The organism is Streptomyces sp. URMC 129 (assembly GCF_051386415.1).
In the GTDB taxonomy this organism is placed as follows: Bacteria; Actinomycetota; Actinomycetes; order Streptomycetales; family Streptomycetaceae; genus Streptomyces.
The window spans coordinates 16,308-40,556 of record NZ_JBPQTQ010000021.1 but is presented as its reverse complement, the minus strand read 5'-3'; the positions used below and the strand labels follow the sequence as shown (position 1 = coordinate 40,556).

General features: G+C 71.2%; 24 protein-coding genes, 2 tRNA genes and 1 pseudogene. 3 read left to right on the top strand and 24 right to left on the bottom strand.

Annotated features, from left to right (window positions below; genetic code table 11):
* Nucleotides 1-6: 6 nt before the first annotated feature.
* The 18 genes from ACSNOC_RS06900 to ACSNOC_RS06815 all read right to left on the bottom strand — a co-directional run bounded on the left by ACSNOC_RS06900 (nt 7) and on the right by ACSNOC_RS06815 (nt 17,963).
* Nucleotides 7-570, bottom strand: a complete 564-nt coding sequence (locus ACSNOC_RS06900) for a F0F1 ATP synthase subunit B (RefSeq protein WP_436746358.1) — start codon at nt 568-570, stop codon at nt 7-9.
* A gap of 41 nt (nt 571-611) precedes the next feature.
* Complete coding sequence (gene atpE, locus ACSNOC_RS06895; RefSeq protein WP_059012050.1) at nt 612-836, bottom strand: ATP synthase F0 subunit C; 225 nt, start codon at nt 834-836, stop codon at nt 612-614.
* A gap of 88 nt (nt 837-924) precedes the next feature.
* A complete protein-coding gene (gene atpB, locus ACSNOC_RS06890; protein WP_436746357.1) occupies nt 925-1,752 on the bottom strand; it encodes a F0F1 ATP synthase subunit A in 828 nt (275 codons plus the stop codon).
* A 228-nt stretch (nt 1,753-1,980) separates the two neighbouring features.
* A complete protein-coding gene (locus ACSNOC_RS06885; RefSeq protein WP_436746356.1) occupies nt 1,981-2,406 on the bottom strand; it encodes a hypothetical protein in 426 nt (141 codons plus the stop codon).
* 200 nt (nt 2,407-2,606) lie between these two features.
* Complete coding sequence (locus ACSNOC_RS06880) at nt 2,607-3,953, bottom strand: MraY family glycosyltransferase (protein ID WP_436746355.1); 1,347 nt, start codon at nt 3,951-3,953, stop codon at nt 2,607-2,609.
* A gap of 92 nt (nt 3,954-4,045) precedes the next feature.
* Nucleotides 4,046-4,726, bottom strand: a complete 681-nt coding sequence (locus ACSNOC_RS06875) for a protein-tyrosine-phosphatase (protein ID WP_436746373.1) — start codon at nt 4,724-4,726, stop codon at nt 4,046-4,048.
* Nucleotides 4,727-4,737: 11 nt separating this feature from the next.
* Nucleotides 4,738-5,385, bottom strand: coding sequence for an L-threonylcarbamoyladenylate synthase (locus ACSNOC_RS06870; RefSeq protein ID WP_436746354.1), 648 nt, complete (start codon nt 5,383-5,385; stop codon nt 4,738-4,740).
* 16 nt (nt 5,386-5,401) lie between these two features.
* The gene (gene prmC, locus ACSNOC_RS06865; protein ID WP_436746353.1) at nt 5,402-6,295 is read right to left on the bottom strand and encodes a peptide chain release factor N(5)-glutamine methyltransferase; all 894 of its coding nucleotides are present in this window, start codon (nt 6,293-6,295) and stop codon (nt 5,402-5,404) included.
* A 16-nt stretch (nt 6,296-6,311) separates the two neighbouring features.
* On the bottom strand, nt 6,312-7,382 hold the full coding sequence (gene prfA, locus ACSNOC_RS06860; RefSeq protein ID WP_436746352.1) for a peptide chain release factor 1: 1,071 nt from the start codon (nt 7,380-7,382) through the stop codon (nt 6,312-6,314).
* 102 nt (nt 7,383-7,484) lie between these two features.
* Nucleotides 7,485-7,709, bottom strand: a complete 225-nt coding sequence (rpmE, locus tag ACSNOC_RS06855) for a 50S ribosomal protein L31 (protein ID WP_436746351.1) — start codon at nt 7,707-7,709, stop codon at nt 7,485-7,487.
* A gap of 190 nt (nt 7,710-7,899) precedes the next feature.
* On the bottom strand, nt 7,900-9,000 hold the full coding sequence (locus ACSNOC_RS06850; protein ID WP_436746350.1) for an LCP family protein: 1,101 nt from the start codon (nt 8,998-9,000) through the stop codon (nt 7,900-7,902).
* Between the two features lie 82 nt (nt 9,001-9,082).
* Nucleotides 9,083-11,134 (bottom strand): transcription termination factor Rho, encoded by a 2,052-nt coding sequence (gene rho / locus ACSNOC_RS06845; RefSeq protein WP_436746349.1) that lies wholly within the window; start codon nt 11,132-11,134, stop codon nt 9,083-9,085.
* A 402-nt stretch (nt 11,135-11,536) separates the two neighbouring features.
* On the bottom strand, nt 11,537-12,463 hold the full coding sequence (gene thrB, locus ACSNOC_RS06840) for a homoserine kinase (RefSeq protein WP_436746348.1): 927 nt from the start codon (nt 12,461-12,463) through the stop codon (nt 11,537-11,539).
* Between the two features lie 465 nt (nt 12,464-12,928).
* Entirely contained in the window at nt 12,929-14,002 is a 1,074-nt protein-coding gene (gene thrC / locus ACSNOC_RS06835) for a threonine synthase (RefSeq protein WP_436746347.1), read from the bottom strand.
* Between the two features lie 26 nt (nt 14,003-14,028).
* Nucleotides 14,029-15,321, bottom strand: coding sequence for a homoserine dehydrogenase (locus ACSNOC_RS06830; protein ID WP_436746346.1), 1,293 nt, complete (start codon nt 15,319-15,321; stop codon nt 14,029-14,031).
* 93 nt (nt 15,322-15,414) lie between these two features.
* Nucleotides 15,415-16,821 carry a diaminopimelate decarboxylase gene (gene lysA / locus ACSNOC_RS06825; protein WP_436746345.1) on the bottom strand — a complete coding sequence of 469 codons (1,407 nt, stop codon included), beginning with the start codon at nt 16,819-16,821 and terminating at the stop codon, nt 15,415-15,417.
* Between the two features lie 39 nt (nt 16,822-16,860).
* Nucleotides 16,861-17,610: a DALR anticodon-binding domain-containing protein gene (locus tag ACSNOC_RS06820; RefSeq protein ID WP_436746344.1), complete on the bottom strand. Its 750-nt coding sequence runs from the start codon at nt 17,608-17,610 to the stop codon at nt 16,861-16,863.
* Nucleotides 17,607-17,963, bottom strand: coding sequence for a response regulator (locus ACSNOC_RS06815; protein ID WP_436746343.1), 357 nt, complete (start codon nt 17,961-17,963; stop codon nt 17,607-17,609). Before ACSNOC_RS06815 ends, ACSNOC_RS06820 begins: the two co-directional genes overlap by 4 nt.
* Nucleotides 17,964-18,188: 225 nt before the next feature.
* Between ACSNOC_RS06815 and ACSNOC_RS06810 the strand changes: the two genes are divergently transcribed.
* Nucleotides 18,189-18,263: transfer RNA gene (locus ACSNOC_RS06810), tRNA-Arg, on the top strand.
* Nucleotides 18,264-18,546: 283 nt separating this feature from the next.
* Here ACSNOC_RS06810 and ACSNOC_RS06805 read toward each other — a convergent pair.
* From ACSNOC_RS06805 to ACSNOC_RS06785, 5 genes and pseudogenes are all read right to left on the bottom strand, one after another.
* Nucleotides 18,547-18,762: pseudogene (locus ACSNOC_RS06805) on the bottom strand (NAD(P)-dependent oxidoreductase); the annotation flags it as partial.
* Between the two features lie 36 nt (nt 18,763-18,798).
* Nucleotides 18,799-19,656 carry a hypothetical protein gene (locus ACSNOC_RS06800; RefSeq protein ID WP_436746342.1) on the bottom strand — a complete coding sequence of 286 codons (858 nt, stop codon included), beginning with the start codon at nt 19,654-19,656 and terminating at the stop codon, nt 18,799-18,801.
* 451 nt (nt 19,657-20,107) lie between these two features.
* On the bottom strand, nt 20,108-20,434 hold the full coding sequence (locus ACSNOC_RS06795; protein WP_436746341.1) for a hypothetical protein: 327 nt from the start codon (nt 20,432-20,434) through the stop codon (nt 20,108-20,110).
* Between the two features lie 17 nt (nt 20,435-20,451).
* Nucleotides 20,452-20,760, bottom strand: coding sequence for a hypothetical protein (locus tag ACSNOC_RS06790; RefSeq protein WP_436746340.1), 309 nt, complete (start codon nt 20,758-20,760; stop codon nt 20,452-20,454).
* Nucleotides 20,750-21,361 carry a bifunctional DNA primase/polymerase gene (locus ACSNOC_RS06785; protein WP_436746372.1) on the bottom strand — a complete coding sequence of 204 codons (612 nt, stop codon included), beginning with the start codon at nt 21,359-21,361 and terminating at the stop codon, nt 20,750-20,752. The genes ACSNOC_RS06790 and ACSNOC_RS06785 overlap by 11 nt, the downstream gene beginning before the upstream one ends.
* A 180-nt stretch (nt 21,362-21,541) precedes the next feature.
* Between ACSNOC_RS06785 and ACSNOC_RS06780 the strand changes: the two genes are divergently transcribed.
* The gene (locus tag ACSNOC_RS06780) at nt 21,542-22,930 is read left to right on the top strand and encodes a helix-turn-helix domain-containing protein (protein ID WP_436746339.1); all 1,389 of its coding nucleotides are present in this window, start codon (nt 21,542-21,544) and stop codon (nt 22,928-22,930) included.
* A 6-nt stretch (nt 22,931-22,936) separates the two neighbouring features.
* Here ACSNOC_RS06780 and ACSNOC_RS06775 read toward each other — a convergent pair whose 3' ends face one another.
* On the bottom strand, nt 22,937-23,833 hold the full coding sequence (locus ACSNOC_RS06775) for a phosphotransferase family protein (protein ID WP_436746338.1): 897 nt from the start codon (nt 23,831-23,833) through the stop codon (nt 22,937-22,939).
* A gap of 117 nt (nt 23,834-23,950) precedes the next feature.
* On the opposite strand from ACSNOC_RS06775, the gene ACSNOC_RS06770 reads away from it, so the two are divergent.
* Nucleotides 23,951-24,028: transfer RNA gene (locus ACSNOC_RS06770), tRNA-Arg, on the top strand.
* Nucleotides 24,029-24,249 lie beyond the last annotated feature (221 nt).

The following is a 24,249-nucleotide window of genomic DNA, read 5'->3' as shown; positions in this document are numbered from 1 at the left end:
CGGCGGTCATCGGCCGCCCGCCTCGGACTGGGTGGGGACCGTGGCGGTGGCCTGCTGCTCCAGGTCGTCGAGGAAGCGGTCGATGGTGCGGCTCTGGCGGGCGTGGTCCTCCAGGGACTCCCCGACCAGCCGGCCGGCCAGCTCGATGGCGAGCTTGCCGACGTCCTGCCGCAGCACCTCGGCGGCCTGCTTGCGGTCGGCCGCGATCTGGGCGTGACCGGCGGCGATGATCTCCTCGCGCTGCCGCTGGCCTTCCGCGCGCATCTCGGCGATGAGCGCGGCGCCCTGCTCCTGTGCCTCCTGGCGCATCCGGGCCGCCTCGTGGCGGGCCTCGGCGAGCTGTTCCTTGTAGCTCTCCAGGGTCTGCGCCGCCTCGGCCTGCGCGGCCTCGGCCTTCTCCATGCCGCCTTCGATCGCCTCCCGCCGCTCCTCGAGCGCCTTGTTGATGGCGGGAAGGAGCTTCTTGTAGAAGACGAAGAAGATGACGCCGAAGCAGATCAGGCCGATGACGATCTCGGGAACGACCGGCAGAAGGGGGCTCTGCGGCTCTTCCTCAGCCAGGAAAATCATGATGGCGGACCTTTCATCGGTAGGGGCTTCGGTCGCGACGCTCAGATCGCGAACGCGAGCACGAAGCCCATGAGGGCCAGGGCCTCGACGACGGCGAAGCCGAGCAGCATGTTCTGCCGGATCAGGCCGGCGGCCTCGGGCTGACGGGCGATGGCCTGGACGCCGTTACCGAAGATGATGCCGATGCCGACACCGGGGCCGACGGCGGCGACGCCGAAACCGATGGTGTTGAGGCTTCCTTCAATCGCGGCGAGAGTCGCGGACATGTCCGTTGTCTTCCTTCTCTGTGGTGAACCGGCGGGGGAATGTCCGCCGGACGGTGGAGCGGTCGGTGGGTGGCCGGTCGGCCGTCTCTCAGTGCGCCTCTTCCAGCGCCTGGGAGATGTAGGTGGCGGTCAGCACGGTGAACACGTACGCCTGCAGGGCCTGGATGAAGATCTCGAAGCCGGTCAGCAGGATCGTCAGCAACAGCGAGGTCACCGAGTAGAACGTGCCGACCACCGTGCCCAGCGTGTACCAGGTGCCGATGATGAACACCAGGAGCAGCAGGTGGCCCGCGAACATGTTCGCGAAGAGCCGGACGGCCAGCGTGAACGGCCGCACGATGACGTTGGACAGGAACTCCAGTGGCGTGAGGATCACGTAGATCCCCTTGGGCAGCCCGCTGGGCACGCACAGGTTGCGCAGGCCCCCGACGAAGCCGTTCGTCTTGAACGTCAGGGTCATGTACGTGACCCAGACGATCAGGGCGAGCGCCACCGGGTAGGCGAAGATCGAGGTCGCCGGGAACTGGGCGAAGGGAATGATCGCCCAGAGGTTCATGATCCAGATGAAGAAGAACAGCGACACCAGCAGCGGCACATAGGGCTCCGCCTTCTTGCCGATCACTTCCCTGGCGATCCCGCGGCGCACGAAGTCGTAGAGCACCTCGGCGAGAAGCTGGAACTTGCCGGGCACGACCTTGGGCCGGGAGAACGCCGCCCAGAAGAAGCCGATGACCGCCACGGTGCTGAGGAGCACCAGCAGCATCGCCTTGTTGAACTCGAAGGACCCGATGGTGAAGATCGGGTCGAAGACGAACGACCAGACGGACGGGGCGTGGAAGCCGCAGTCCTTGAACAGATGGCAGTCAGTCTCGAAGGCGAGCACCTGGTCGTTACTCACCGCGAGCTCCCTCGGCATGGCGCATGGATACGGCTACCTCGATGTGTCGGCGTGGCGACGGACCACGGAGCGGCACTGGACTGGATGGGGCGGGAGAAGGAACCCGGGTCTGCGCTCGCGCGGCCGTCCCGCACGGCCTGCGCGTCACCGGCGCCTCGACGGGCGCCGCGACCTTGTCTTCCGGCGACGGACGATAGCAGCCCGCGAACTCCCGCTTTTCGCTGACCCCGTGCCCGTGGGCCCGGATCATGGCCGGCCGCCGGCGGACGCGGAACCCGACTCGGGCTCCACGTAGAGAACTTTGAGCGTCATATGGGCTCTGACCTGGCCCGCGAGCCAGGTGGCCGTCCCGGCGAGCACACCGGCGCCGAACGCCCGGCCGTCGAGGAACGAGGCGTCGCGCAGCAGCAGGAGCAGGCCGAGCAGCAGGCCCATCTGCGTCGTGTAGATCAGGAACGCGGCGCCGAAGAACAGGTCGGGCCAGCGCTCTCCCACCTTGGTGAGCGACAGCAGGCCGAGGGCGAAGAAGCCGGCGGCGACGAACACACCGAGGGCGACCCCGCTCGCGCCGTCCACCCCGGCCACGACGGCGCCGATGGCGATGGCGACCGCACCTACCGCGGCAGTGGGGATCGCGGCGCCGCGGATGATCCGGGCGTCGTTGGACTGCATCGAAGTGCTTCTCCGGCGGGCTTCGGGGACTGTCGTCGTTGACGAGCGGCGAGAGGCTTCGGAACGTGGGGTGCGTTCCGGTGCGTCTCGTGAACGCTATCACAAAGTATTTGATGAGGTCTTTACTCAGTTAGTGTGGAGGACCTCACACTGGAGAGGTAATTCGCGCGCTACGTAGCTGACACTTCGGAACATCTGTGTTACGAGCGGCTGTCGATCTTCCGGCGCAGTGCGAACCGCTGGCGGTCGCCCACCGCCGTGGCGCCGTGCAGCCCCGACAGCGCCGGTCCGGCGAGCGGCGGCTCCCCCGGTACCTCCCCGGGTACTTCCCCCGGCACCTCCTCGGTCGGCGCGGGCACGGCGGCCCCCGCCGCCCGCCGCCGGTCCCGGTAGCGGGGCGGCACCACCCGCTGCGCCCACCGCGGCACGCGCGGCCGGAACCGCGGCATCAGCAGCACCACGAGCCCGACGGCGCTGAGCGACATCACCGCCGGGACGATCAGCGCGTTGGCGGACTGCACCGAGTACGCCACGGCGCCGAAGGCGATCAGCGCGGACCAGAAATACATGATCAGTACGGCCCGGCTCTGCGAGTGGCCGATTTCCAGCAGCCGGTGGTGCAGGTGCCCCCGGTCGGCGGTGAACGGCGAGTGCCCGTTCCATGTGCGGCGCACGATCGCCATCACCAGATCCACGAACGGCACGGCGATGATCGTCAGCGGCAGCAGCAGCGGCATGTAGACCGGGACCATCTCGATGACCGCGCTGCGCTCGGAGCCGGAGAACAACCGCATGGCGTCCGGGTCCACCTGGCCGGTCACGGAGACCGCGCCGGCCGCCAGGACGAGCCCGAGGAGCATCGAGCCGGAGTCGCCCATGAAGATGCGGGCCGGGTGCAGGTTGTGCGGCAGGAAGCCCAGGCACATGCCCATCAGCACCGCCGCGAAGAGGGTGGCGGGGGCGGCGGCCTCGATGCCGTACCCGTACCAGATGCGGTACGCGTACAGGAAGAACGCCGCCGCGGCGATGCCGACCATCCCGGCCGCCAGACCGTCGAGGCCGTCCACGAAGTTCACCGCGTTGATGGTGATCACCACGATCGCGACCGTCAGCAGCGTGCCCTGGAGCGGGGTGAGCGCGACCATGCCGACCGTCGGGACGGGCAGCCACAGGATGGTCAGGCCCTGGAGCACCATGACGCCGGCCGCGATCATCTGCAGGCCCAGCTTCACCAGGGCGTCCACGCCGTACTTGTCGTCCAGCACGCCGATGACCCAGATCAGCCCGGCCCCGGACAGCAGGGCGCGCGGCTCGTCGGAGAGCCGGAACACCTCCCCGACGTTGGTCAGCTGGGAGGCCACCAGAAGCCCGGCGCACAGCCCGCCGAACATCGCGATGCCGCCCAGCCGCGGCGTCGGCTCGCGGTGCACGTCACGCGCTCTGATGGCCGGCATGGCACCCCACGCGATGGCGAACTTCCGCACCGGCCCGGTCAGCAGATAGGTGACGGCCGCCGCGACGCAGAGGGTCAGCAGATACTCGCGCACAGAATGCCCCAGTGGTCTCGCAGGACTACCGCGCAACACCCTCTCATGCCCATGCCCCCCTGTGCGGACTCGATGCGGCCACTTCCTCGTCCCTACCGCAGCGCCCGGCCGGCGCGGGCGGGGCGCGGCGGCACCCCGGTGAGCGCCGTGACGACCGGGTCGAGGGCCGCCCTGATCTCCTCGCCGACGCTGCGGAAGTACGGCAGCGGCGCCCCGTACGGGTCCTGCACCTCGTCGGCCTCGGCGTTGGGCGCCAGCAGCCAGCCGCGCAGCGCGGCGGCGGCGCGGGCCAGCGCGCGGGCGCGCTCGACCAGCCCCTCCGGCGACTCCGCGACCGGCAGCGTGGCCGTGTCGATGGCCCGCACCAGCCGGGTGAACTCCTTGAGCGTGAACGTCCGCAGCCCGGCCGAGTGCCCCATCGAGATCACCTGCGCCCGGTGATCGCGGGTCGCGGTCAGCACGAGATCGGCCTCGATGACGTGCTCGTCGAGCAGTTCGCGGCCGTGGAACCCGTCGGCGTCGGCCCCGTACTCGGCCAGCAGCGCGGCGGCGTGCGCCTCCATCGGCGCCCCCTCGTGCCCCCAGGTGCCCGCGCTCTCGACCACCAGGCCGTGCGCGGCGGAGCCGAGACGCTCGGTCAGCGCCTGCCGGGTGAGCCGCTCGGTGATCGGGGACCGGCACACGTTCCCCGTGCTGACGTGCAGGATCCGGAAGACCTGCCGCGGGCGGCCGGGCGGCTCGGGCGCTCGTATGCCGATGTCCGCAGGGCTCAGGGAGGGCGCCCTCAATGCGAGGTCTCCAGATCGGGAACGACCTTGCGCAGCTCTTCCTCGCTCACCGCCCCGGCGCGCAGCAGCACCGGGACCCGGCCGGTGACGTCGACGATGGAGGACGGCACGGTGTCCGGGGTCGGGCCGCCGTCGAGGTAGACGGAGACCGAGTCGCCCAGCATCCGCTCGGCGCCGTCGCAGTCCTGCGGCGGCGCGTGGCCGGTGAGGTTGGCGCTGGTGACGGCCATGGGGCCGACGTCCTTCAGCAGCTCCAGGGCGACCGGGTGCAGCGGCATCCGGACCGCGACGGTGCCGCGGGTCTCCCCCAGGTCCCAGGTCAGGGACGGCTGGTGGCGGGCGACGAGGGTCAGCGCGCCCGGCCAGAAGGCGTCCACCAGCTCCCAGGCCCGCTCGGAGAAGTCGGTGACGATGCCGTGCAGGGTGGTGGGCGAGCCGATCAGCACGGGCGAGGGCATCCCCCGGCCGCGGCCCTTGGCGGCCAGCAGATCGGCCACGGCCCCGGTGTTGAAGGCGTCCGCGCCGATGCCGTAGACGGTGTCGGTGGGCAGGACCACGAGGTCCCCGCGCCGGACGGCGGAGGCCGCCTCCCGCAGACCGTGCTTGCGATCGACAACGTCCGCGCAGTCGTAGCGCCGTGCCATGTGTGAAGTCCTCCTCTCACCGCGCGACGCGGCGGGCGGTGGCGAATCGGGGCCGGTTGTTCAGGTCCGGGTGGTCGGCGGCGTCGGCCCAGCCGCGGTCCTCGGTGAAGATCCACGGCACCTGGCCGCCCTGGGTGTCGGCGTGCTCGACCACCACCATGCCACCGGGCCGCAGCAGCCGGTGCGCGGCACGCTCCAGGCCGCGGATCATCTCCAGGCCGTCCTCACCCGAGAACAGCGCCAGTTGGGGATCGTAGTCGCGCGCCTCGGGCGCCACGTACTCCCACTCGGTGAGCGGGATGTACGGCGGGTTGGAGATCACCAGGTCCACCTGGCCGGACAGCTCCGGCAGGGCGGTGCGGGCGTCCCCGTGGTGCAGGACGACCCGGCTGCCCTCGGCGTTCCTGCGGGCCCACTCCAGGGCCGTCTCGTCCAGCTCCACCGCGTGCACCCGGGAACGCGGCACCTCCTGGGCGAGGGCCAGCGCGATGGCGCCGGAGCCGGTGCACAGGTCCACGATCAGCGGCTCGACCACGTCCATCGCGCGGACCGCGTCTATCGCCCAGCCGACCACCGACTCGGTCTCCGGGCGCGGCACGAACACGCCGGGCCCCACCTGGAGTTCGAGAAAACGGAAGAACGCGCGCCCGGTGATGTGCTGGAGCGGCTCGCGCGCCTCGCGCCGGGCCACGGCCTCCCAGTACCGGGCGTCGAACTCCGCGTCGGGCACGGTGTGCAGCTTCGACCGCTCGGTGCCGTGCACGAACGCCGCCAGTTCCTCGGCGTCGAAGCGCGGCGAGGGCACCCCGGCGTCGGCCAGCCGCTGGGTGGCGCGGGCCACTTCGGCGAGCAGCACCGAGCGGGCGGCCCCGGAGGCCGACGGAGATGATGACGCGGATGATGCAGTCACGTCGCCCACCCTACGTTCACTGGGCCGCGGCGAGCTTCGCGGCCGAATCGGCGTCCACACAGGCCTGGATGACCGCGTCGAGGTCTCCGTCGAGCACCTGGTCGAGGTTGTACGCCTTGAACCCGACGCGGTGGTCGGAGATGCGGTTCTCCGGGAAGTTGTAGGTGCGGACCCGCTCGGAGCGGTCCACGGTGCGCACCTGGCTGCGGCGGGCGTCGGACGCCTCCCGGTCCGCCTCCTCCTGGGCGGCGGCCAGCAGCCGGGCGCGCAGGATGCGCAGGGCCTGCTCCTTGTTCTGGAGCTGGCTCTTCTCGTTCTGGCAGGACACCACGATGCCGGTGGGCAGGTGGGTGATGCGGACGGCGGAGTCCGTGGTGTTGACGGACTGGCCGCCGGGGCCCGAGGAGCGGTAGACGTCGATCCGCAGGTCGTTCGCGCTGATCTCCACGTCCACGTCCTCGGCCTCGGGGAGGACCAGCACGCCGGCCGCCGAGGTGTGGATGCGGCCCTGGGACTCGGTGGCCGGAACCCGCTGCACGCGGTGCACGCCGCCCTCGTACTTCAGCCGGGCCCACACGCCCTGTCCGGGGGCCGGGGTGCCGCGGCTCTTCACGGCCACGGAGACGTCCTTGTAGCCGCCGAGGTCCGACTCGTTGCCGTCGATGATCTCGGTCTGCCAGCCGTGCCGCTCGGCGTACCGCAGGTACATGCGCAGCAGGTCGCCGGCGAAGAGCGCGGACTCGTCGCCGCCCTCGCCCGCCTTGATCTCCAGGATGACGTCCTTGTCGTCGCTGGGGTCGCGCGGGACCAGCAGCAGCCGCAGCTCGTCGGTCAGCTCCTCGCGGCGGGCCTGGAGCTCCTTGACCTCGGCGGCGAACTCCGGGTCCTCCGCGGCCAGTTCGCGAGCGGTTTCCATGTCGTCGCCGTACCGCTTCCAGGCCCGGTACGCGGTGATGATCGGAGTCAGCTCGGCGTAGCGCTTGGAGAACCGGCGCGCGGTGGCCTGGTCGCCGTGGACCGCGGGGTCGGCGAGCCGCCGTTCGAGGTCGGCGTGTTCGCCGATGAGATCCTCGACCGCCTCGAACATCGTGTGTGCTCCTGGGATGGGACGGAGGGTGGGCTTCGGGACGCGAAAGGCGCCGGTCCGGCCGCTCGCGGGGAGCGGCCGGGCCCGGCCCCGACGGGGTCGCTACTTGCGGGCCGACCCGGCGCTCTTGCCGAAGCGCGCCTCGAAGCGGGCCACGCGGCCACCGGTGTCGAGGATCTTCTGCTTGCCGGTGTAGAAGGGGTGGCACTCGGAGCACATGTCGGCGCGGATGCTGCCCTCGCGGACGGTGCTGCGGGTGGTGAACGACGCGCCGCAGGTGCAGCTCACCTGGGTCTCGACGTACTCCGGGTGGATGTCGCGCTTCACGGTCTTCTCCTAAATCCTGGGAGGGCACCGGGTCGGCACGCGGGATGCGGGCCGTGAACCGGGGCCGACGCTCCAGTCTGCCAGGACTGGGCGCACGAGCCAAAACGGGGCGGGGGCCGCCGCTATTCCCGTTCCCCGGTCGTTCACCGCCGCCGTCACGGGCCGCGTACGGGCCGCGGCGCCGGGGCCGTCAGCCGCCCGTGTCACCGCCCGCGACGAGGGAGTCGCCGCCCTCGTCGCCGGGGTCCGGGATGGCGGACTCGGGCACCGGCTCGTCGCGCCGCAGGGCGGTCCACACCTGCCGGGACTCGCGCTTCAGGGGCGCCACGCGGTTGGGGTCGGCCGGGTCGCTGCCGACGGGCAGCGTGATCATCCGCACGTCGTCGGGGCGGATGCCCGCCAGGATGCGCGCGAGCCCGGTCAGCTCGGAGACGGACGCCAGGTCGGAGTCGGTGGTGACGGCCGAGGTGGCGGTGTCGGCGAGGTCGTAGAGCCGCTTGGGGTTGGTCGTCAGGTCGAGGGAGCCGACCTGCTCGGCCAGCGCCTTGACGAACGCCTGCTGCACCTCGATGCGGCTGAGGTCGCTGCCGTCCCCGAGCGCCTTGCGGGTGCGGACCAGGGCGAGGGACTGCTCGCCGTCCAGGGTGTGGGTGCCGGCCGGGAGGCTGAGGTGGCTGTCCTCGTCCTCGACGGCCCGCGTGGTGGTGACCTCGACGCCGCCGAGGGTGTCGATCAGCTCCGCGAAGCCCTCGAAGTCGACCTCGACGTAGTGATCCATGCGCAGGCCGGTCAGCTTCTCGACGGTCTTGACGGCGCAGACCGGGCCGCCGACCGTGTACGCCTCGTTGAACATGGCGCGGCGCTCGGCCGGGGCGGTGGAGCCGTCGGCGCGCTCGCACGCGGGGCGGGGCACGAGGGTGTCGCGCGGGATGGAGACGACGGTGGCGGCGTCCTGGGCCCCGTTGACGTGGACGACCATCGCGGTGTCGGCGCGGGCGCCGTCCTGGGCGTCGGGGCCGCCGTAGGCGCCGTTCCCGCCGGAGCGGGAGTCGGAGCCGAGGACGAGGATGTCGAGGGAGTCGCCCGGGGAGTCGGCGGGCCGGTCGCGGCCGAGGGCGGCGTCGATGTCGATGTGCGCGATGTTGCCGTCGAGCCTGAGGTAGAGCGCCCCGGCCCCGGCCCCGATCAGGGCCAGGACCGCGATCAGCGCGATGACCGCGGTCCGCAGCAGACGTGCGCGCCCCGAACGACGGGGCCGCGCCGCCCGTTCACCGTCCGGCAGGGGGCCCATTCACCCAGTGTGCCCCGTGATGTCCGGTTCCGCGCGGCGGCTCGTTCGGGCGGCTCGGGCCGCTGAGGCGGTCGCTCGGGGATCAGTCGCCGTTGCCCGGGGTGGGCGTCGTCTTCTGGATCTGGAGCAGGAACTCGGCGTTCGACTTGGTCTGCTTCATCTTGTCCAGCAGCAGCTCGATCGCCTGCTGCTGGTCCAGCGCGTGCAGCACCCGGCGGAGCTTCCAGACGATGGCCAGCTCGTCGCTGCCCATCAGGATCTCCTCCTTGCGGGTGCCGGAGGCGTCCACGTCCACGGCCGGGAAGATCCGCTTGTCGGCGAGCTTCCGGTCGAGCTTGAGCTCCATGTTGCCGGTGCCCTTGAACTCCTCGAAGATCACCTCGTCCATCCGGGAGCCGGTCTCGACCAGCGCGGTGGCGAGGATCGTCAGCGAGCCGCCGTCCTCGATGTTGCGGGCGGCGCCGAAGAACTTCTTCGGCGGGTAGAGCGCGGCGGAGTCGACACCACCGGACAGGATGCGGCCCGACGCCGGCGCGGCCAGGTTGTACGCGCGGCCGAGGCGGGTGATCGAGTCCAGCAGGACGACCACGTCGTGGCCGAGCTCCACGAGCCGCTTGGCGCGCTCGATGGCCAGCTCCGCGACCGTGGTGTGGTCCTCCGACGGCCGGTCGAAGGTCGAGGAGATGACCTCGCCCTTCACCGAGCGCTGCATGTCGGTGACCTCTTCCGGACGCTCGTCGACGAGGACGACCATCAGGTGGCACTCGGGGTTGTTGCGGGTGATGGCGTTGGCCACCGCCTGCATGATCATCGTCTTGCCGGTCTTCGGCGGGGCAACGATCAGCCCGCGCTGGCCCTTGCCGATCGGCGAGACCATGTCGATGATCCGCGGGGTCAGCGCGCCCGGGTCGTTCTCCAGCCGCAGCCGCTCCTGCGGGTACAGGGGCGTCAGCTTGTTGAACTCGGGGCGCCCGCGCCCGGATTCGGCGGCCATGCCGTTGACCGAGTCGAGGCGGACCAGCGCGTTGAACTTCTCGCGCCGCTCGCCCTCGCGGGGCTGGCGGACCGCGCCGGTGACGTGGTCGCCCTTGCGCAGACCGTTCTTGCGGACCTGGGCCAGCGAGACGTACACGTCGTTCGGACCGGGCAGGTAGCCGGAGGTGCGGACGAACGCGTAGTTGTCGAGGATGTCGAGGATGCCCGCGACCGGGATCAGGACGTCGTCCTCGGCCACCTGCGGCTCGCTGATCTCGTCGCGCCCGCGGCGTCCGCGGCGGTCGCGGTAGCGGCCACGGCGGCCTCGGCGGCCACCGTCGAAGTCGTCGTCCGGGCCGTTGTCGCGGTTGTCGCGGTTGTCGCGGGTGTCCCGGCCGTCGCGGCTGTCACGGCTGTCACGGTTGTCCCGCCCGCCGCGGCTGTCGCGGCCACCGCCGTCCCGGCCGCCGTTGTCACGGCCGTCGCGGGTGTCCCGGCCGCCGCGGCCCTCGCCCTTGCCGGTCTGGCCCTGGCCGCCGCCCTGGCCCTGCTGGCCCTGGGTCTGACCGCCGCCGTTCTTGCCGCCGCGGCGGTCGCGGTCCCGCTTGCCCTGCCGGTCGGACTGGCCCTCGCCGCCCTTGGCGGCGTCGCCGATGGCCGAGGCGTCCTGCGCGGCGTCGCCCTTGTCGGCGCGGTCGGCGCGGTCGGCACGGTCGGTCTTGTCCCGGTCGCCGGTCTCGGCGGGCGCGGCCTTGGTCTCGGCGGCCTGTCCCGGAATCTCGATCTGCTGCTGAGCGGCTTCCTCGCCGGTACGGGCCCGGGAGGTGGTGCGGCGCTTCGGCTTGTCGGCGGGCGCGGCCTCGGCCTGCGTGCCGTCGCCGTTCGCCGCCGGCGCGGCGTTCCCGCCGCCGGCGGCCTGCTTCTCCTTGATGACCTCGATCAGTTGGCTCTTGCGCATCCGCGCGGTGCCCCTGATCCCCAGCCTGGCGGCGACCTGCTGCAGCTCGGCGAGAACCATGCCGTCGAGGCCGGTACCCGAGCGCCGGCGCCGCGGCGCGGCGGTGGCGGCAGGAGCGTCCGTGGCGGACGCGGTGGCAGCACCGGCAGTCTTGTCGGCGGTGTCGGCACTCACGCCCATCAGATCGGTGGTGTCGCTCACGAAGGGTCCTTCCCTGGAGCGGACGTCGGCCTGTCTGGCTCGGCGACCGGTCGTGCTATCCGGCTGCGGCCCCGTGCGGGTGGCCGGCCGGTGCGGTAATCCCGCCCGCTCATCGCGCGGCGGAGGATCGTTTCACAGTGGTGGTGCGAGGGATTCGGAACCATCGCACCGGTTCCGGAGCGTGCGCTCGGCGCTACCAGGCAGGCTGCTCAGGCAGATGAGTGGAGGCTCCCGGAAGAAAAGGTGGTCCCAGGAGGTGGGACCCCGGAATTCCGCACGGCGCTCAGCGGAGCGGTACGTGCAGACTTGAGGTTAACACTACCGGATCCTGCCTTCATTCCCCCTCTCCTCGGTTCTTGCCCGATCGCCCTGTCGCGCAGCCGCGCGCCGCCGGCGACCGTGTCACTGACCGGCCCCGGTCAGCGGCAGGACGCACGTCCCGACCGTGTCCAGGGCGAGTCTGTTGGCCGTCCAGCCGTCGCCCGCCAGCCGGGCGATCTTGTCGGCCTCCCCGTCCTCCGCGAACGCCAGCACCGTGGGGCCCGCGCCGGAGATGACGGCGGGAACGCCGTCCGCCCGCAGCCGGTGGACCAGGTCCATCGACTCCGGCATCGCCGACGCCCGGTAGTCCTGGTGGAGGCGGTCCTCGGTGGCGGGAAGGAGCAGCTCGGGGCGCCGGGTCAGCGCCTCGACGAGCAGCGCGGCCCGGCCCGCGTTCGCCGCGGCGTCCACGTGCGGCACGGACTGCGGCAGCAGCCCGCGCGCGGTCTCGGTGGCCAGCGGGCGCGCGGGCACGAAGACGACGGGAACGACCGTCGCCGCCGGCTCCATCCGGATGGCCCGGACCGCGGCGCCCTCCCCCCAGGCCAGCGTGAAGCCGCCGAGAAGACATGCCGCGACGTTGTCCGGATGCCCCTCGATCTCCGCCGCGAGCTCCAGCAGCGCCGCGTCGTCGAGCCGGCTGTCCGCGCCGGTGGTCACGGCCCGGGCGGCGACGAGCCCCGCGCAGATCGCGGCCGACGAGGAGCCGAGGCCCCGGCCGTGCGGGATGCGGTTGGCGCAGACGACCTCCAGCCCGCGCGGCTGCCCGCCGAGCGCGTCGAAGGCGGTGCGCAGCGTGCGGACCAGGAGATTCCGCTCGTCCCGGGGCAGGGAGTCGGCGCCCTCACCGGCGATGTCCACGTGCAGCCCGGAGTCCGCCACGCGGACGACCACGTCGTCGTAGAGCCCCAGGGCCAGCCCGAGCGCGTCGAAACCGGGCCCGAGATTGGCGCTGGTCGCGGGGGTACGCACCCGTACGGCGGCGGCGCGGAAGGCGGGATGGGCCATCGCTCGATGACTCTCCTTGGTGAGATGTGCGGCATGTCCCCGCTGACGCGGGAGGCGAATACAGCGGCGTGCGCCCTGCCTCGCGGAGGTGACAGCGAGCAGGACACGGCGAGGGACGAATACCAGCCTATCGAAGGAAGGTTCACACGCGATACAGGGCCGACCGGTGTCGTTCCGCGCTTCGCGGGCCCGGACGGCGGCACGAGACACCTCCCCCCGCCAGGGGACACGCCACCGGGGCCTCTTTCGGTTCCCGGCCGCGGCCACGCCTCCGCCCCGCGCCCGGCTCGCACGCGGCGGGCGGACCAGGCCGGGCCCGTCGGCACGGGCGGCGCTCAACAGCTCCGGGACGCAGCCGGGGCCCGACGGGTGCGGGCCGCCCCGACGGACGCGGCCACGACCGGGGTCGTGCCCGTGCCGCGTCCGCCCAGGGCCCGTACGTCCCGGGCCGGGCGTGCGTCTGTCTCAGGCCAGGCCGAGACGGGCGGCGGCCGCCGCCGCGTCCACGGGGACCGTTTCGGGGCGGGGGGCGCCGGAGACGGCCCAGTCGGGGTCCTTCAGGCCGTTGCCCGTCACCGTGCAGACGATCCGCTGGCCCCGGTCGACCTTGCCCTCCTCGGCCGCCTTGAGCAGACCGGCGACCGAGGCCGCCGACGACGGCTCCACGAAGACGCCCTCCTGCGCGGCCAACAGCCGGTAGGCGGCCAGAATCTGGCGGTCCGTCACCTCGTCGATGTGCCCGCCCGACTCGTCGCGGGCGCGCTCGGCGGCGGACCACGACGCCGGGTTGCCGATGCGGATCGCGGTGGCGATGGTGGACGGGTCCTTCACCGGCTCGCCGCGCACGATCGGCGCCGAGCCCGACGCCTGGTACCCCCACATGCGCGGCGTGCGCGTGGCCGGGCCGTCGGCGGCGTACTCGCCGTACCCCTTCCAGTACGCCGTGATGTTCCCCGCGTTGCCCACCGGCAGCACGTGGATGTCCGGGGCGTCGCCGAGCATGTCGACGACCTCGAACGCGGCGGTCTTCTGGCCCTCGATCCGCACCGGGTTCACCGAGTTGACCAGCGCCACCGGGTACTTCTCGGCGAGGCCGCGGGCCAGCGTCAGGCAGTCGTCGAAGTTCCCGTCGACCTGGAGGATCCGCGAGCCGTGGACCAGCGCCTGGCCCATCTTGCCCAGCGCGATCTTGCCCTGCGGCACCAGCACGGCGCACACCATCCCGGCCCGCACCGCGTATGCGGCGGCCGAGGCCGAGGTGTTGCCCGTCGAGGCGCAGATGACCGCGCGGGCGCCCTCCTCCTTGGCGCGCGAGATCGCCAGCGTCATCCCCCGGTCCTTGAACGAACCGGTCGGGTTGGCGCCCTCGACCTTGAGATGAACGTCACACCCCGTGCGCTCCGAGAGCACCTGGGCCCGCACGAGCGGAGTGCCACCCTCGCGCAGCGACACGACGGGCGTCTCGGGCGTCACCGGAAGCCGGTCCCGGTACTCCTCGATCACCCCGCGCCACTGGCGGCTGGTGGTGGTGGCAGACATGACGGGTGCCTCCATGGCAGTGCTCCCTATTCCCCTTCGACCCGCATGGTGCTGGCGACACCGTGCACGGTATCCAGTCTGCGCAACGCCTCGACCGTCGCGCTCAGCGCGGCGTCGGAGGCCCGGTGCGTGACGACGACGAGCTGGGCCTCGCCGTCCTTCCCGGTCTGCCGGACGGTGTCGATGGACACGCCGTGATCGGCGAAGACCATGGCGCACTGCGCGAGCACGCCGGGCTTGTCCACCACGTCCAGGCTGATGTGGTACCGCGTGACGACCTCGCCCATCGGGCTCACCGGGAGCCGCGCGTACGCCGACTCCCCCGGGCCGCGGCCCCCGCCGAGCTTGTTGCGGCAGGCGGCGACGAGGTCGCCCAGCACCGCCGAGGCGGTCGGCGCGCCGCCCGCGCCCGGCCCGTAGAACATGAGCTGGCCGGCGGCGTCGGCCTCGACGAAGACCGCGTTGTACGCCTCGCGGACCGACGCCAGCGGGTGCGTCAGCGGGATCATCGCGGGGTGCACCCGCGCGGTCACCGAGCGTCCGTCCTCGGCGCGCTCGCAGATGGCCAGCAGCTTGACGGTGCAGCCCATCTGCCGCGCCGAGGCGATGTCGGCGGCGGTGACCTCGGTGATGCCCTCGCGGTGCACGTCGTCGAGACGGACGCGGGTGTGGAACGCGATCCCGGCGAGGATCGCGGCCTTGGCGGCGGCGTCGAAGCCCTCGACGTCGGCGGTCGGGTCCGCCTCGGCGTACCCGAGGGCCGTCGCCTCCTCCAGGGCCTCGCCGTAGCCGGCGCCGCTGGACTCCATGCGGTCGAGGATGAAGTTCGTGGTGCCGTTGACGATGCCGAGGACCCGGTTGACCTCGTCCCCGGCGAGCGACTCGCGCAGCGGGCGCAGCAGCGGGATCGCCCCGGCGACGGACGCCTCGAAGTACAGGTCGGCCGCGTGCTTGCCGGCGGCGGCGTGCAGGGCCGGGCCGTCCTCGGCCAGCAGCGCCTTGTTCGCCGTGACGACGCTGGCGCCGTTCTCGAAGGCGGCGTTGATCAGCGCGCGGGCGGGCTCGATGCCGCCGATCAGCTCCACGACGACGTCGATGTCGCCGCGCGCGACCAGCCCGGCGGCGTCCGTGGTGATCAGCTCGGGCGCCACCGTTCCGCGCGCCTTGCCGGGGCGCCGCACGGCCACCCCGGCCAGCTCGACGGGCGCGCCGATGCGGGCCGCGAGGTCGTCGGCGTGCGCCGTCATGAGGCGGGCCACCTGCGAGCCGACCACTCCGCAGCCGAGCAGGGCCACCTTCAGCGGACGAGTGCGCACCATTCGACCTCGCCTTTCGACGTCACTCAGGGACTACCAGTCTCACGCACATACGAAGAAACGTCCGCTACACGTTCAGTATGCGGACGGGCTTCCTCAGCCGACGTCCAGTCGCAGCAAATCCTCCTCGGTCTCGCGGCGGACGAGGACCCGGGCGGTGCCGTGGGCGACGGCGATCACGGGCGGGCGGGGCGTGTGGTTGTAATTGCTGGCCATGGAGCGGCAGTACGCGCCGGTGGCGGGCACGGCGAGCAGGTCGCCGGGGGCGGTGTCGGCCGGGAGCCAGGCGTCGCGGACCACGATGTCGCCGCTCTCGCAGTGCTTGCCGACGACGCGGGCGAGCATCGGCTCGGCGCCGGAGGCGCGGGAGGCGAGGGTCACGGAGTACTCGGCGTCGTAGAGCGCGGTCCTGATGTTGTCCGACATGCCGCCGTCGACGCTGACGTAGGTGCGCAGGCCGGCCAGCGGCTTGACCGTCCCCACCTCGTAGAGGGTGAACGCGGTCGGCCCGGCGATCGCCCGGCCCGGCTCGACGGACAGCCGCGGCGCGCCCAGAGCGGCGGCGCCGCATTCGCGGGCGACGATCTCGCGCAGCGCGGTGGCGATCTCGTGCGGCTCGCGCGGGTCGTCGGCGGGGATGTAGGCGATGCCGTGGCCGCCGCCGAGGTCGAGTTCGGGCAGCTCGACGCCGTGCTCGTCGCGCACCGCCGCCAGCAGGGCGACCAGGCGGCGGGCCGACACCTCGAACCCGGCGAGGTCGAAGATCTGCGAGCCGATGTGCGAGTGCAGCCCGGCGAGGGTGAGGCTCCGCTGCGCCAGGACGCGGCGGACGGCCTCGGCGGCGGTGCCGTCGGCGAGGGCGAGCCCGAACTTCTGGTCCTCGTGGGCGGTGGCGATGAACTCGTGGGTGTGCGCCTCGACGCCGACCGTGACGCGGATCATGACGCGCTGCCGGACGCCGTGCCGGGCCGCCGCGGCGGCGACGCGGTCGATCTCCTGGAGCGAGTCGACGACGATCCGGCCGACGCCCGCCGCGACGGCGCGGTCGATCTCGTCGGCCGACTTGTTGTTGCCGTGCAGGGCGAGGCGCTCGGGCGGCATGCCGGCGGCGAGCGCGGTGGTGAGCTCGCCGCCGCTGCAGACGTCGAGGTTGAGCCCCTCCTCGCGCAGCCAGCGGACGACGGCCCGCGACAGGAACGCCTTGCCCGCGTAGAAGACGTCCGCGTCGTTCCCGGACGCCTCGTTCCCGAACGCGTCGCGCCAGGCGCGGCAGCGGGCGCGGAAGTCCTCCTCGTCCAGCACGTAGGCCGGGGTGCCGAACTCGCGCGCCAGTTCGGCCACGCCGATCCCGCCGACGGTGAGCGCGCCGTCGGCGCCGCGCCGGACGGTGCGCGCCCAGACCTTGGGCACCAGCGCGTTGAGATCGGCGGGCGGCGCGGCGTAGTGCCCCTCGGGCAGCACGTCGGCGTGCCGGGGCCCGGCGGGATGAGCGGAACGGCTCATGGTTCGTGTCTCTCTTGTCGTGCCGGTGGTGCGGGCGTCCTACAGGTGGTCGGGGGCGGAGACGCCGATGCGCGCGAGTCCGTGCGCGAGGGTGACCGCGGTGGCGTGGGCGAGGGCGAGCCGGGCCCGGTGGCCCGCGCCGGGCTCCTCGTCCCCGACGGGGAGCGCGGACCGTTCCCGTTCCGTGGCGAGGAAGGCGTCGGCGATCAGGAGGAGCCGCCGGGGCGTCCGTTCGCCGCCGGTGACCTGCTCGCCGAGGGCGGCGAGGAGCGCCCGTTCGGCGGGGTGGTCCAGCGGGGCGGCGCCGGGCTCGGGCGCGATCCCGAGCGCCCGGCCGCCGCGCAGCAGCGCACGGGCGCGGGCGTGGGCGTAGCGGACGCGGAAGAGGGGGTTCTCGTCGCGCTGCACGAGCGACACCGGTCCGCCGGCGGCCTCGGCCCAGCGGGCGGCGTCGCGGGCGGGGTCCTCGGGCGGCGTCGCGGGCGCGGGCCCGGTGACGATCTCGCGGAGCAGGTCCCCCTGGTGGCCGTCGTCGAGCGCGATGACGAGGAAGCCGCCGTCCGCGACGTCGACCGCCCCGACCCCCGGCACGGCCCGCAACCGCTCCCGGATCCGGCCGGCCAGCTCGGCGGCGGACGCCCGCTCCTCCCGGGCCAGCCGCAGCGCGATCGCGGTCGCCCAGACCCCGTCCCCACGTGGTCGCAATTGCACACGGTCGGGCAACGGGCCGACTACGCCCAGCGCACGCGCGGCGTCCAGCACGGCGCGGGAGAGCTGGGCGGGGGTCACGGAGCCAGCGTACGAGGCTCCGCCAGGGTGACGGCGGGTGGCCGTCCCTCGTCGCAGAGCCGCCGCACGAGCCGGACCAGCTCCGACGGCTCGAAGGGCTTGGCGAGCACGGCGTCGACACCGCCGTCGCCGCACGGCAGGTCCCGGACGAGGACGCTGGCGGAGACGAGAAGCAACGGAATGTCCGCCGTGCGCGGATCGTGCCGCAGCCTGGCCACGGTCCGCAGCCCGTCGAGCCGGGGCATGGCGAGGTCGAGCGTGATCACGTCGGGCTGGAAGAGGAGCACGGCCTCCAGGCACTCGGCGCCATCGGACGCGGTCGAGACCTCGAAGCCGTCGAGCTCGAGATTCACTCTGATCAACTGCCGGATGACCTGGCTGTCGTCTACGACAAGGACCCGGCCGGGAGCGCCTGGCACACACCAAGAGTAAGCATGCCGCGGACCCCACGTCCGGCACTTTCGCAAAGAAGTACCCGGTAGTAGCGTCACCCGCACCCACGTGCGGAAAGCGAGGTGCGGGACACCTCCCCCAAGCTGGTAGGGTTCTACCCGTCACCGCACTGCGGAACGACAACCGCCCCCGTAGCTCAGGGGATAGAGCAACGGCCTCCGGAGCCGTGTGCGCAGGTTCGAATCCTGCCGGGGGCACCAGTGAGAGACTGTCGCAAGGTGCCTGTGACCAGCTAAGACGTAGCGAGAGGGTGCGGCAGTCAGTAAGACTGACTGCCGCACCCTCTCTCGCTGTCACTCGGCACCTACGGGCCATTCGCGGGCCACTGCCGTTACGGGCCGTCCCCCTCGTTCGCCAGAGCCGCAGCGATCTTCGCGTTCGCCGCCGACAGCACGCATGGGTCGTCAACAGGGACGCGCGCCGACACCGCTGTCAGCGGGTCATTGGGTGACCGAGTAGGAGTGGGCGCCGCCATGTAGCCGTCTGGGCGGACAGCGTGGAGCCGGAGATGTGCGGGGTCATGCCGGGTGCGGCATGGTGCGCCGAGGGTGGCGGCGGGAACCGGCCGCGGATACCAGACATCGCCCGCCCAGCCGCCAACTGCCCGCTGCGCAGGGCGCGGTCGACGGCGCCTTGGTCGGCGATTCGCGCCCGTGCCGTGTTGATCAGGTACCCGCCGCGCTTCATCGTGGACAGCAGCACCGCGACGGCTTCGGATGGTGTCCAGGCGGGAGGTCAGCCCGACACCACGACGACGCGCACGGGAAACGACGAGCTGGGGTCGTTCAGATCGGTCTCGAAGCCCGCAGGATTTTCGATCCGGCGTTCAGGATCGTAGATCAGAGCGAATAGCCCTTCGACACCATCATGCCGCTGATACCCGAAGATATCACTGACAAGTTGATCTCTGACCTGTGTGCGCCTCAACGAGCGGTTCATCATTTTTGCCTCGACTGCGATCTTTTCTCTTCTGAGAAGAAAATCGATTCGGTAGGAGCCGCCGGCGCGACTCGGAGTGGTCTCCTCAGGTTGCACATCTTCGAAGTGGAGAATCAGGAGTGCATGGAGCATGCGCTGGAGATCGTATTCGTCTGCCACAGGCAGGCCGGGTCGGCCACGCAGTGTACGTCCCAGGACACCGATCGCCATCGGCAGTCGACGCGATACCGTGGTCAAGAGCTCGAAGGGATCGACAGCACGCTCTTCAAGCGCCACCCGCCTCAGAAGCACCGTCAGGATATGTCTCTGCTCCTGAAAAGGCTCGAGGAAGCATTTCTCAAACGGATATTGCCACGGCCCATGATTCTTCAGATATTTGGGCACCTTGTCATACAGAGACCATTTCTTTCGTGGTTCGTGCACAAATTGCCTGATCCGGGGCCTCGTGAGGCTGCCCTCATATTGCTCACGGAATCGGGAACTCAATCCTTCGGGGAGAACGAAGAGCGCTTCTTCGTACCACTGACGGTACCTCTTCTGGAGGTCGTGGTCATACCCCTCCTCGGCGGCGCTGCCGCTCTGCGCTTGCCGGGCGAGCTCTTCGATATTTTCTGCCTCCCGAAGGAGCGGTCGAATGGCATTCTGCTCTGGCATATCAGGAGGCGCCTTCCTGCTATGGGGCAAGCTGTCGCACAACGAGGGGAGAGCTCCTCGCAGTCGAGTCCGGGCATCTCCGGGGTCGACCACCTCAACGCGAGTCGACACGGCCTTACCCTAGATCACGGCACTGACAACACGTTCGGAGGTCGTACCCAAGTGTGGGGATTGTCTGGAGCTGGCCCCCTCCCCGGCAGGCTACGGAAACTGCTGCGACCCACGCTGACGCTCGCCTCCTGCAACTGCCCACCTGGCAGACCCATGAGCGCCATGTCTGGCTCACGCCAGAGAGATCAGCATTGTTCACCGTGATGGTCGAGGAACTGCCCGTACTGGTGCATGACTCAGCCCCAGCACGTCTGCCGCTTGTACCAGAGCGGCGGAGACATGCGGGGGCCAAGTGCTGGAAGGCTGCGGCGTCGCGGCCTCGATCGTCGGGACTTCGGCGTCAGGGCATCGAGGGCGAGCGACAGGGCAGGTCCGGTGACGCTTGGAGGCCGGTGTCCTGCATCAGTTCGGTGGTGAGGCCGGCGACGATCAGCGTGGCGAGGAAGCGCGCGCCGACCGGGCGGACGTGGCCGAGTTGGACGACGCCATCGCCGTTGACGGTCACGTCGGCCATCAGTCCGGGGAAGACCTCTTCGAGGTCCAGGGCGCGGAGTTGTTCCGCCAGGGCGCTCGCGGCCTTGTGGGCGTCTGCCCGGCCTCGTACGTAGGGCACGTCGGAGGCCAGGTGAGTGGCGCTGCTCGCGCACACTCCTCGTGTGTCGGTCATCTCGGCATCGCTCCCGCTCATTTCGCGTCGTGCGGTTCGGAGTCGTCCTGTCGGCCGGCTTCCTGAAGGCTGGGCGAGGCGGAGATCGCCAGGCGCAGCAGTTCGGCAAGCCGTTGGGCTGTTTCTGGTGAGATGCGGCCGAGGTCGATCATTCCTTGGCCGAAGGCGTTGAGGTCGGCCCGCAGGTACGGGAATTCGCGGTCAAGGCGGGCGGTGATGAGCACGTCTCGCAGAGCCGCTACCGCGTCCCGAGCCGCATACCATTCCCGGCTGTTGATCGGTGACCAGTTCGCCGCGTCGGGGAACTCTTCCTCGTCACCGCTCATGTCCGTGTCCTTCCGCGGAGCGGGCGTAGGTCTCCCCGTAGCGGTCCGCGCTGCGGACCAGTTCGGAGGCGGCGACGAGCATGGCGGCCAGCGCCGCGACCCGGGACACGGTTCCCTCCGTCTGGCGAGCTGGCGCGCGCAGCCATGTGTAGCGGTCTCCGCTCAGCGGCATCGGTCCGGGGACGACGACCAAGGAGCCGTCCGCGAGGTACCGGTACTCCGGCGTCGTCTCCTTCGCCTCATCGACCAGCATCCGGCCGAACCGCTCGCGCGATCCGACCGGGAGGAAGAAGCCGATCTGCTGGGCGGACCAGTCGGCCATGACGGGGCCGACGGGCATGTTGTGCCGTTCGAGCTGATCGAACGTCTCGACGCCGACGCGCTGTTCCAGTGCCACCACGTCGAACGTCCGCCCCGTGGGGATGGCATACGGCCGGCGCGGGTCGTCCCCCCATACCTCCCGGCATCGGTCGGGCAAGTCCGCCGCAGCAGCGAGCCATTCGAGGCCCCGCCGAGTCACCATCTGCACCGGATATCTCCTCGGTCGCCGTCCGGTCCGGGCATCCGGACGGATGCCGTGAGACCAGACTCGTCGCGCCAGGTCAGCGGCGGGAGATGACGCCGGGGGACGGGGGATGACGAGGACATGGGCAGCGCGTCATCCCCCGTCACCAGCCCGAGTCGGGCGAAGGTTCGCTGATTTCCGTTCCTTGCCGCCCACTGACTCCGTAGAGTCGGAGAAAGCGGAGGTCAGAGCGCTCGGCGAGGGAGGTGAGGAGTGGTGGAGACAGCTCAGCAGCCAACCGGCGAGAGTCTGCGCAACGCCCGCAAGGCCCGTGGCTGGGGCCAGGCACGGCTCATCCGTGAACTGCGGCGGGCCGCCGAACAGCAGGGCCAGGCGCTACCCACCGACGCCAGCGTCAAGCGTCGCATCGCCAGTTGGGAGAACGGGCACAGCGTCCCGGACGAGTTCTACGGGCCGCTGCTTGCCAAGGCTCTTGCCATGAGTGGCGCGGAACTCGGTCTCAACCATCTCACGGGCCACGACGCGGAGTTGCTGGACGCCAGCTATCCGCCCACCTCCGAGGCGGCCGTCAATGCGGTCAGCCAACTGTGGCGGGCCGACCTCAACAGCTACGAGCCGTTGCTTCGGTCGCAGCCGTCCGAGCCGGCGTGGCACGAGGCGTCGCTCAGGTGGCTGGTCGCTCCCGAGCCGTCCGAGCTGCCGTCCGGGGCCAAGGCTGCCGCGCGGGCCGGGCTGGCGGATGTGGCCGCCGTGAAGACGACCACCGACATGTTCGCCAAGCTGGACGACCGGTTCGGCGGAGACCACGCCCGGCACTCCCTCATTCACTATCTGGCTCGCGATGTGGCGCCGCTGCTGAGCGGGCAGTACAAGGAAGCCGTCGGCCGGGCGTTGTTCTCCACCGTCGCGGAGTCGACACTGCTGGCCGGCTGGATGTCCTACGACGCCTGCCAGCACGGCCTTGCGCAGCGCTACTTCCTCCAGGCTCTCCGGCTCGCCCAGGACGGGGCCGACCGCCGCCTTGCCGGAAGCATCCTCTCGGCCATGAGCCACCAGGCCACCTTCCTCGGCCGGTACACCGAGGCCGCCACCTTGGCCCGCGCCGCACGGATGGGTATCTCGGGCGTCGCGACTCCCACTCTCATGGCCCAGTTCCACGCCATGGAGGCCCGCGCACTGGCCCGCACGGGCGATGTTCGGGCCTGTGAGTTGGCCCTTGCCGAGGCGACGAAGGCGCTGGAGAGCCGCAATACCGGTGACGAGCCCGAGTGGATCACGTACTTCGACGAAGCCGAGCTGGCCGCCGAGGCCGCCCACTGCTTCCGTGACGTCAACAGCGCGCGCCAGGCCGTCGCCCACGCCGAGAACGCCATGAGCGGCAGCCATGTCCGCAGTGACTTCTTCGCCACGATGGTCCTCGCGGACGCCCATCTCCGAGCGGGCGACGTTGATGAGGCGTGCCGGGTCGCGCTCGATGCGTTGGACCTTGGCGAACAGCTCAAGTCCGCTCGCTGCGTCAGCTACCTGGCCGAGTTCCGCCGGCACCTTGCCGGAATGAGCCATAGTGCTGCGACCCGTGACTTCTATGCCCAGGCGGGCGACCATCGGCTCTGGATCGCCACCGATGTCGGCTCAAGCCCGTAAGGACGGCTAGAACGGTTGCCAGTCGAGGCGACTGCCGCCGGACCGCAAAGCCTGAAGGCGACGAGCGAACTCCTCGCGTGCCCTCGGGTCGCCTGAAGTTCGAGTCCCGAGCCAGAGCGTCATCATCAGCTCGCGCACATCCGCGAGGGCAGGGTAGCCGGGCCAGTTCATCAGGTCGAAGCCGTAGTGATGGACGAACGACTCGTACTCGGCTTTCGAGTGCCAGCCATACCGCTCGTAGTACATCGAGGTCAGGACGAGATCCCACTCCCGGGGGGCCAGCGAGAAGCCGTCGAGGTCGATCAGGAGGGCATGGCCGTCCCGGTGGCGGATGGCGTTGCCGACGTTCGCGTCCCCGTGGATCATTCCGAAGGGGAGCACGAAGTCAAGTCGGTCGTACTCCTTCTGGAGCTTGGCGGCCCGCTGGTCGAGGAAGTGCCGGTCGTCCTCGGGTATGCCGTCGAGCGCCTGAAGGGCGTCACGAACCTTGGCGAACGGATCGAAGTACGGCAGCTTCAGCGACTCCGGCTCCTCAAGCCAGTGAAGTCGCTTCAGAAGGTCCGCCAGCTCGTCCAGCCGCGCGTACTCCACGCGATCCTGAGCGTTCTCCCAACAGGTCACCACGCGACCCCCGAACACGGCCGGCTGCCGGACACCGGGCAGGACTCGCGCCGCCGGGAAGCGCTCGCTCTCCAGCCACCGCGCCACCCGGACGGCCCGCTCCATCTCCTCTGCGGCCTCCGGGTCCTGCGCGATCCGCACGATCACCGACGACGACGCGAGCCGGAACACAGCGTTCGATCCGAGCCGCAGCAGCTCGGCCCCGGCGGGGTCCAGGCCGGCGGCGCGGCACGCGTCCGAGAGAACGGCCCGCGCCGTCTCCTCGGTGAACCCCAACGCCATGCGCCGCACCTCCCGGACTGCGTAATCCCCTCCGACGCTACTCCCCCAGCCTGCCCGGCCACAGGGCCACCCACGGCGCATTCGTGGCGTGGCACCGTTCTGACCGCCTGAGAATGGGCCTCTGAGCAGGGCAAACGCGGCAAGCATCGTCGGCCTCCGGAGCCGTGTGCGCAGGTTCGAATCCTGCCGGGGGCACCCTGCATGAGGTGCCCAGCGCCCCGCGACCAGCGAGAACGCTGTGTCCGGGGCGTTCGTGTGTGCGTCCGGATCGCCGGGAGTGGATCGGAGTCCATTCCCACCGGCGACCAGTCCGCAGGACGTCCCATCGTCCACCACCCCCGCAGCCCCGTCCTGATCAGCGTCATCAGGTGCGACAGAGGGCCACGGCCGGCAGGGGTGCTTTGCGCGGAGTCGGG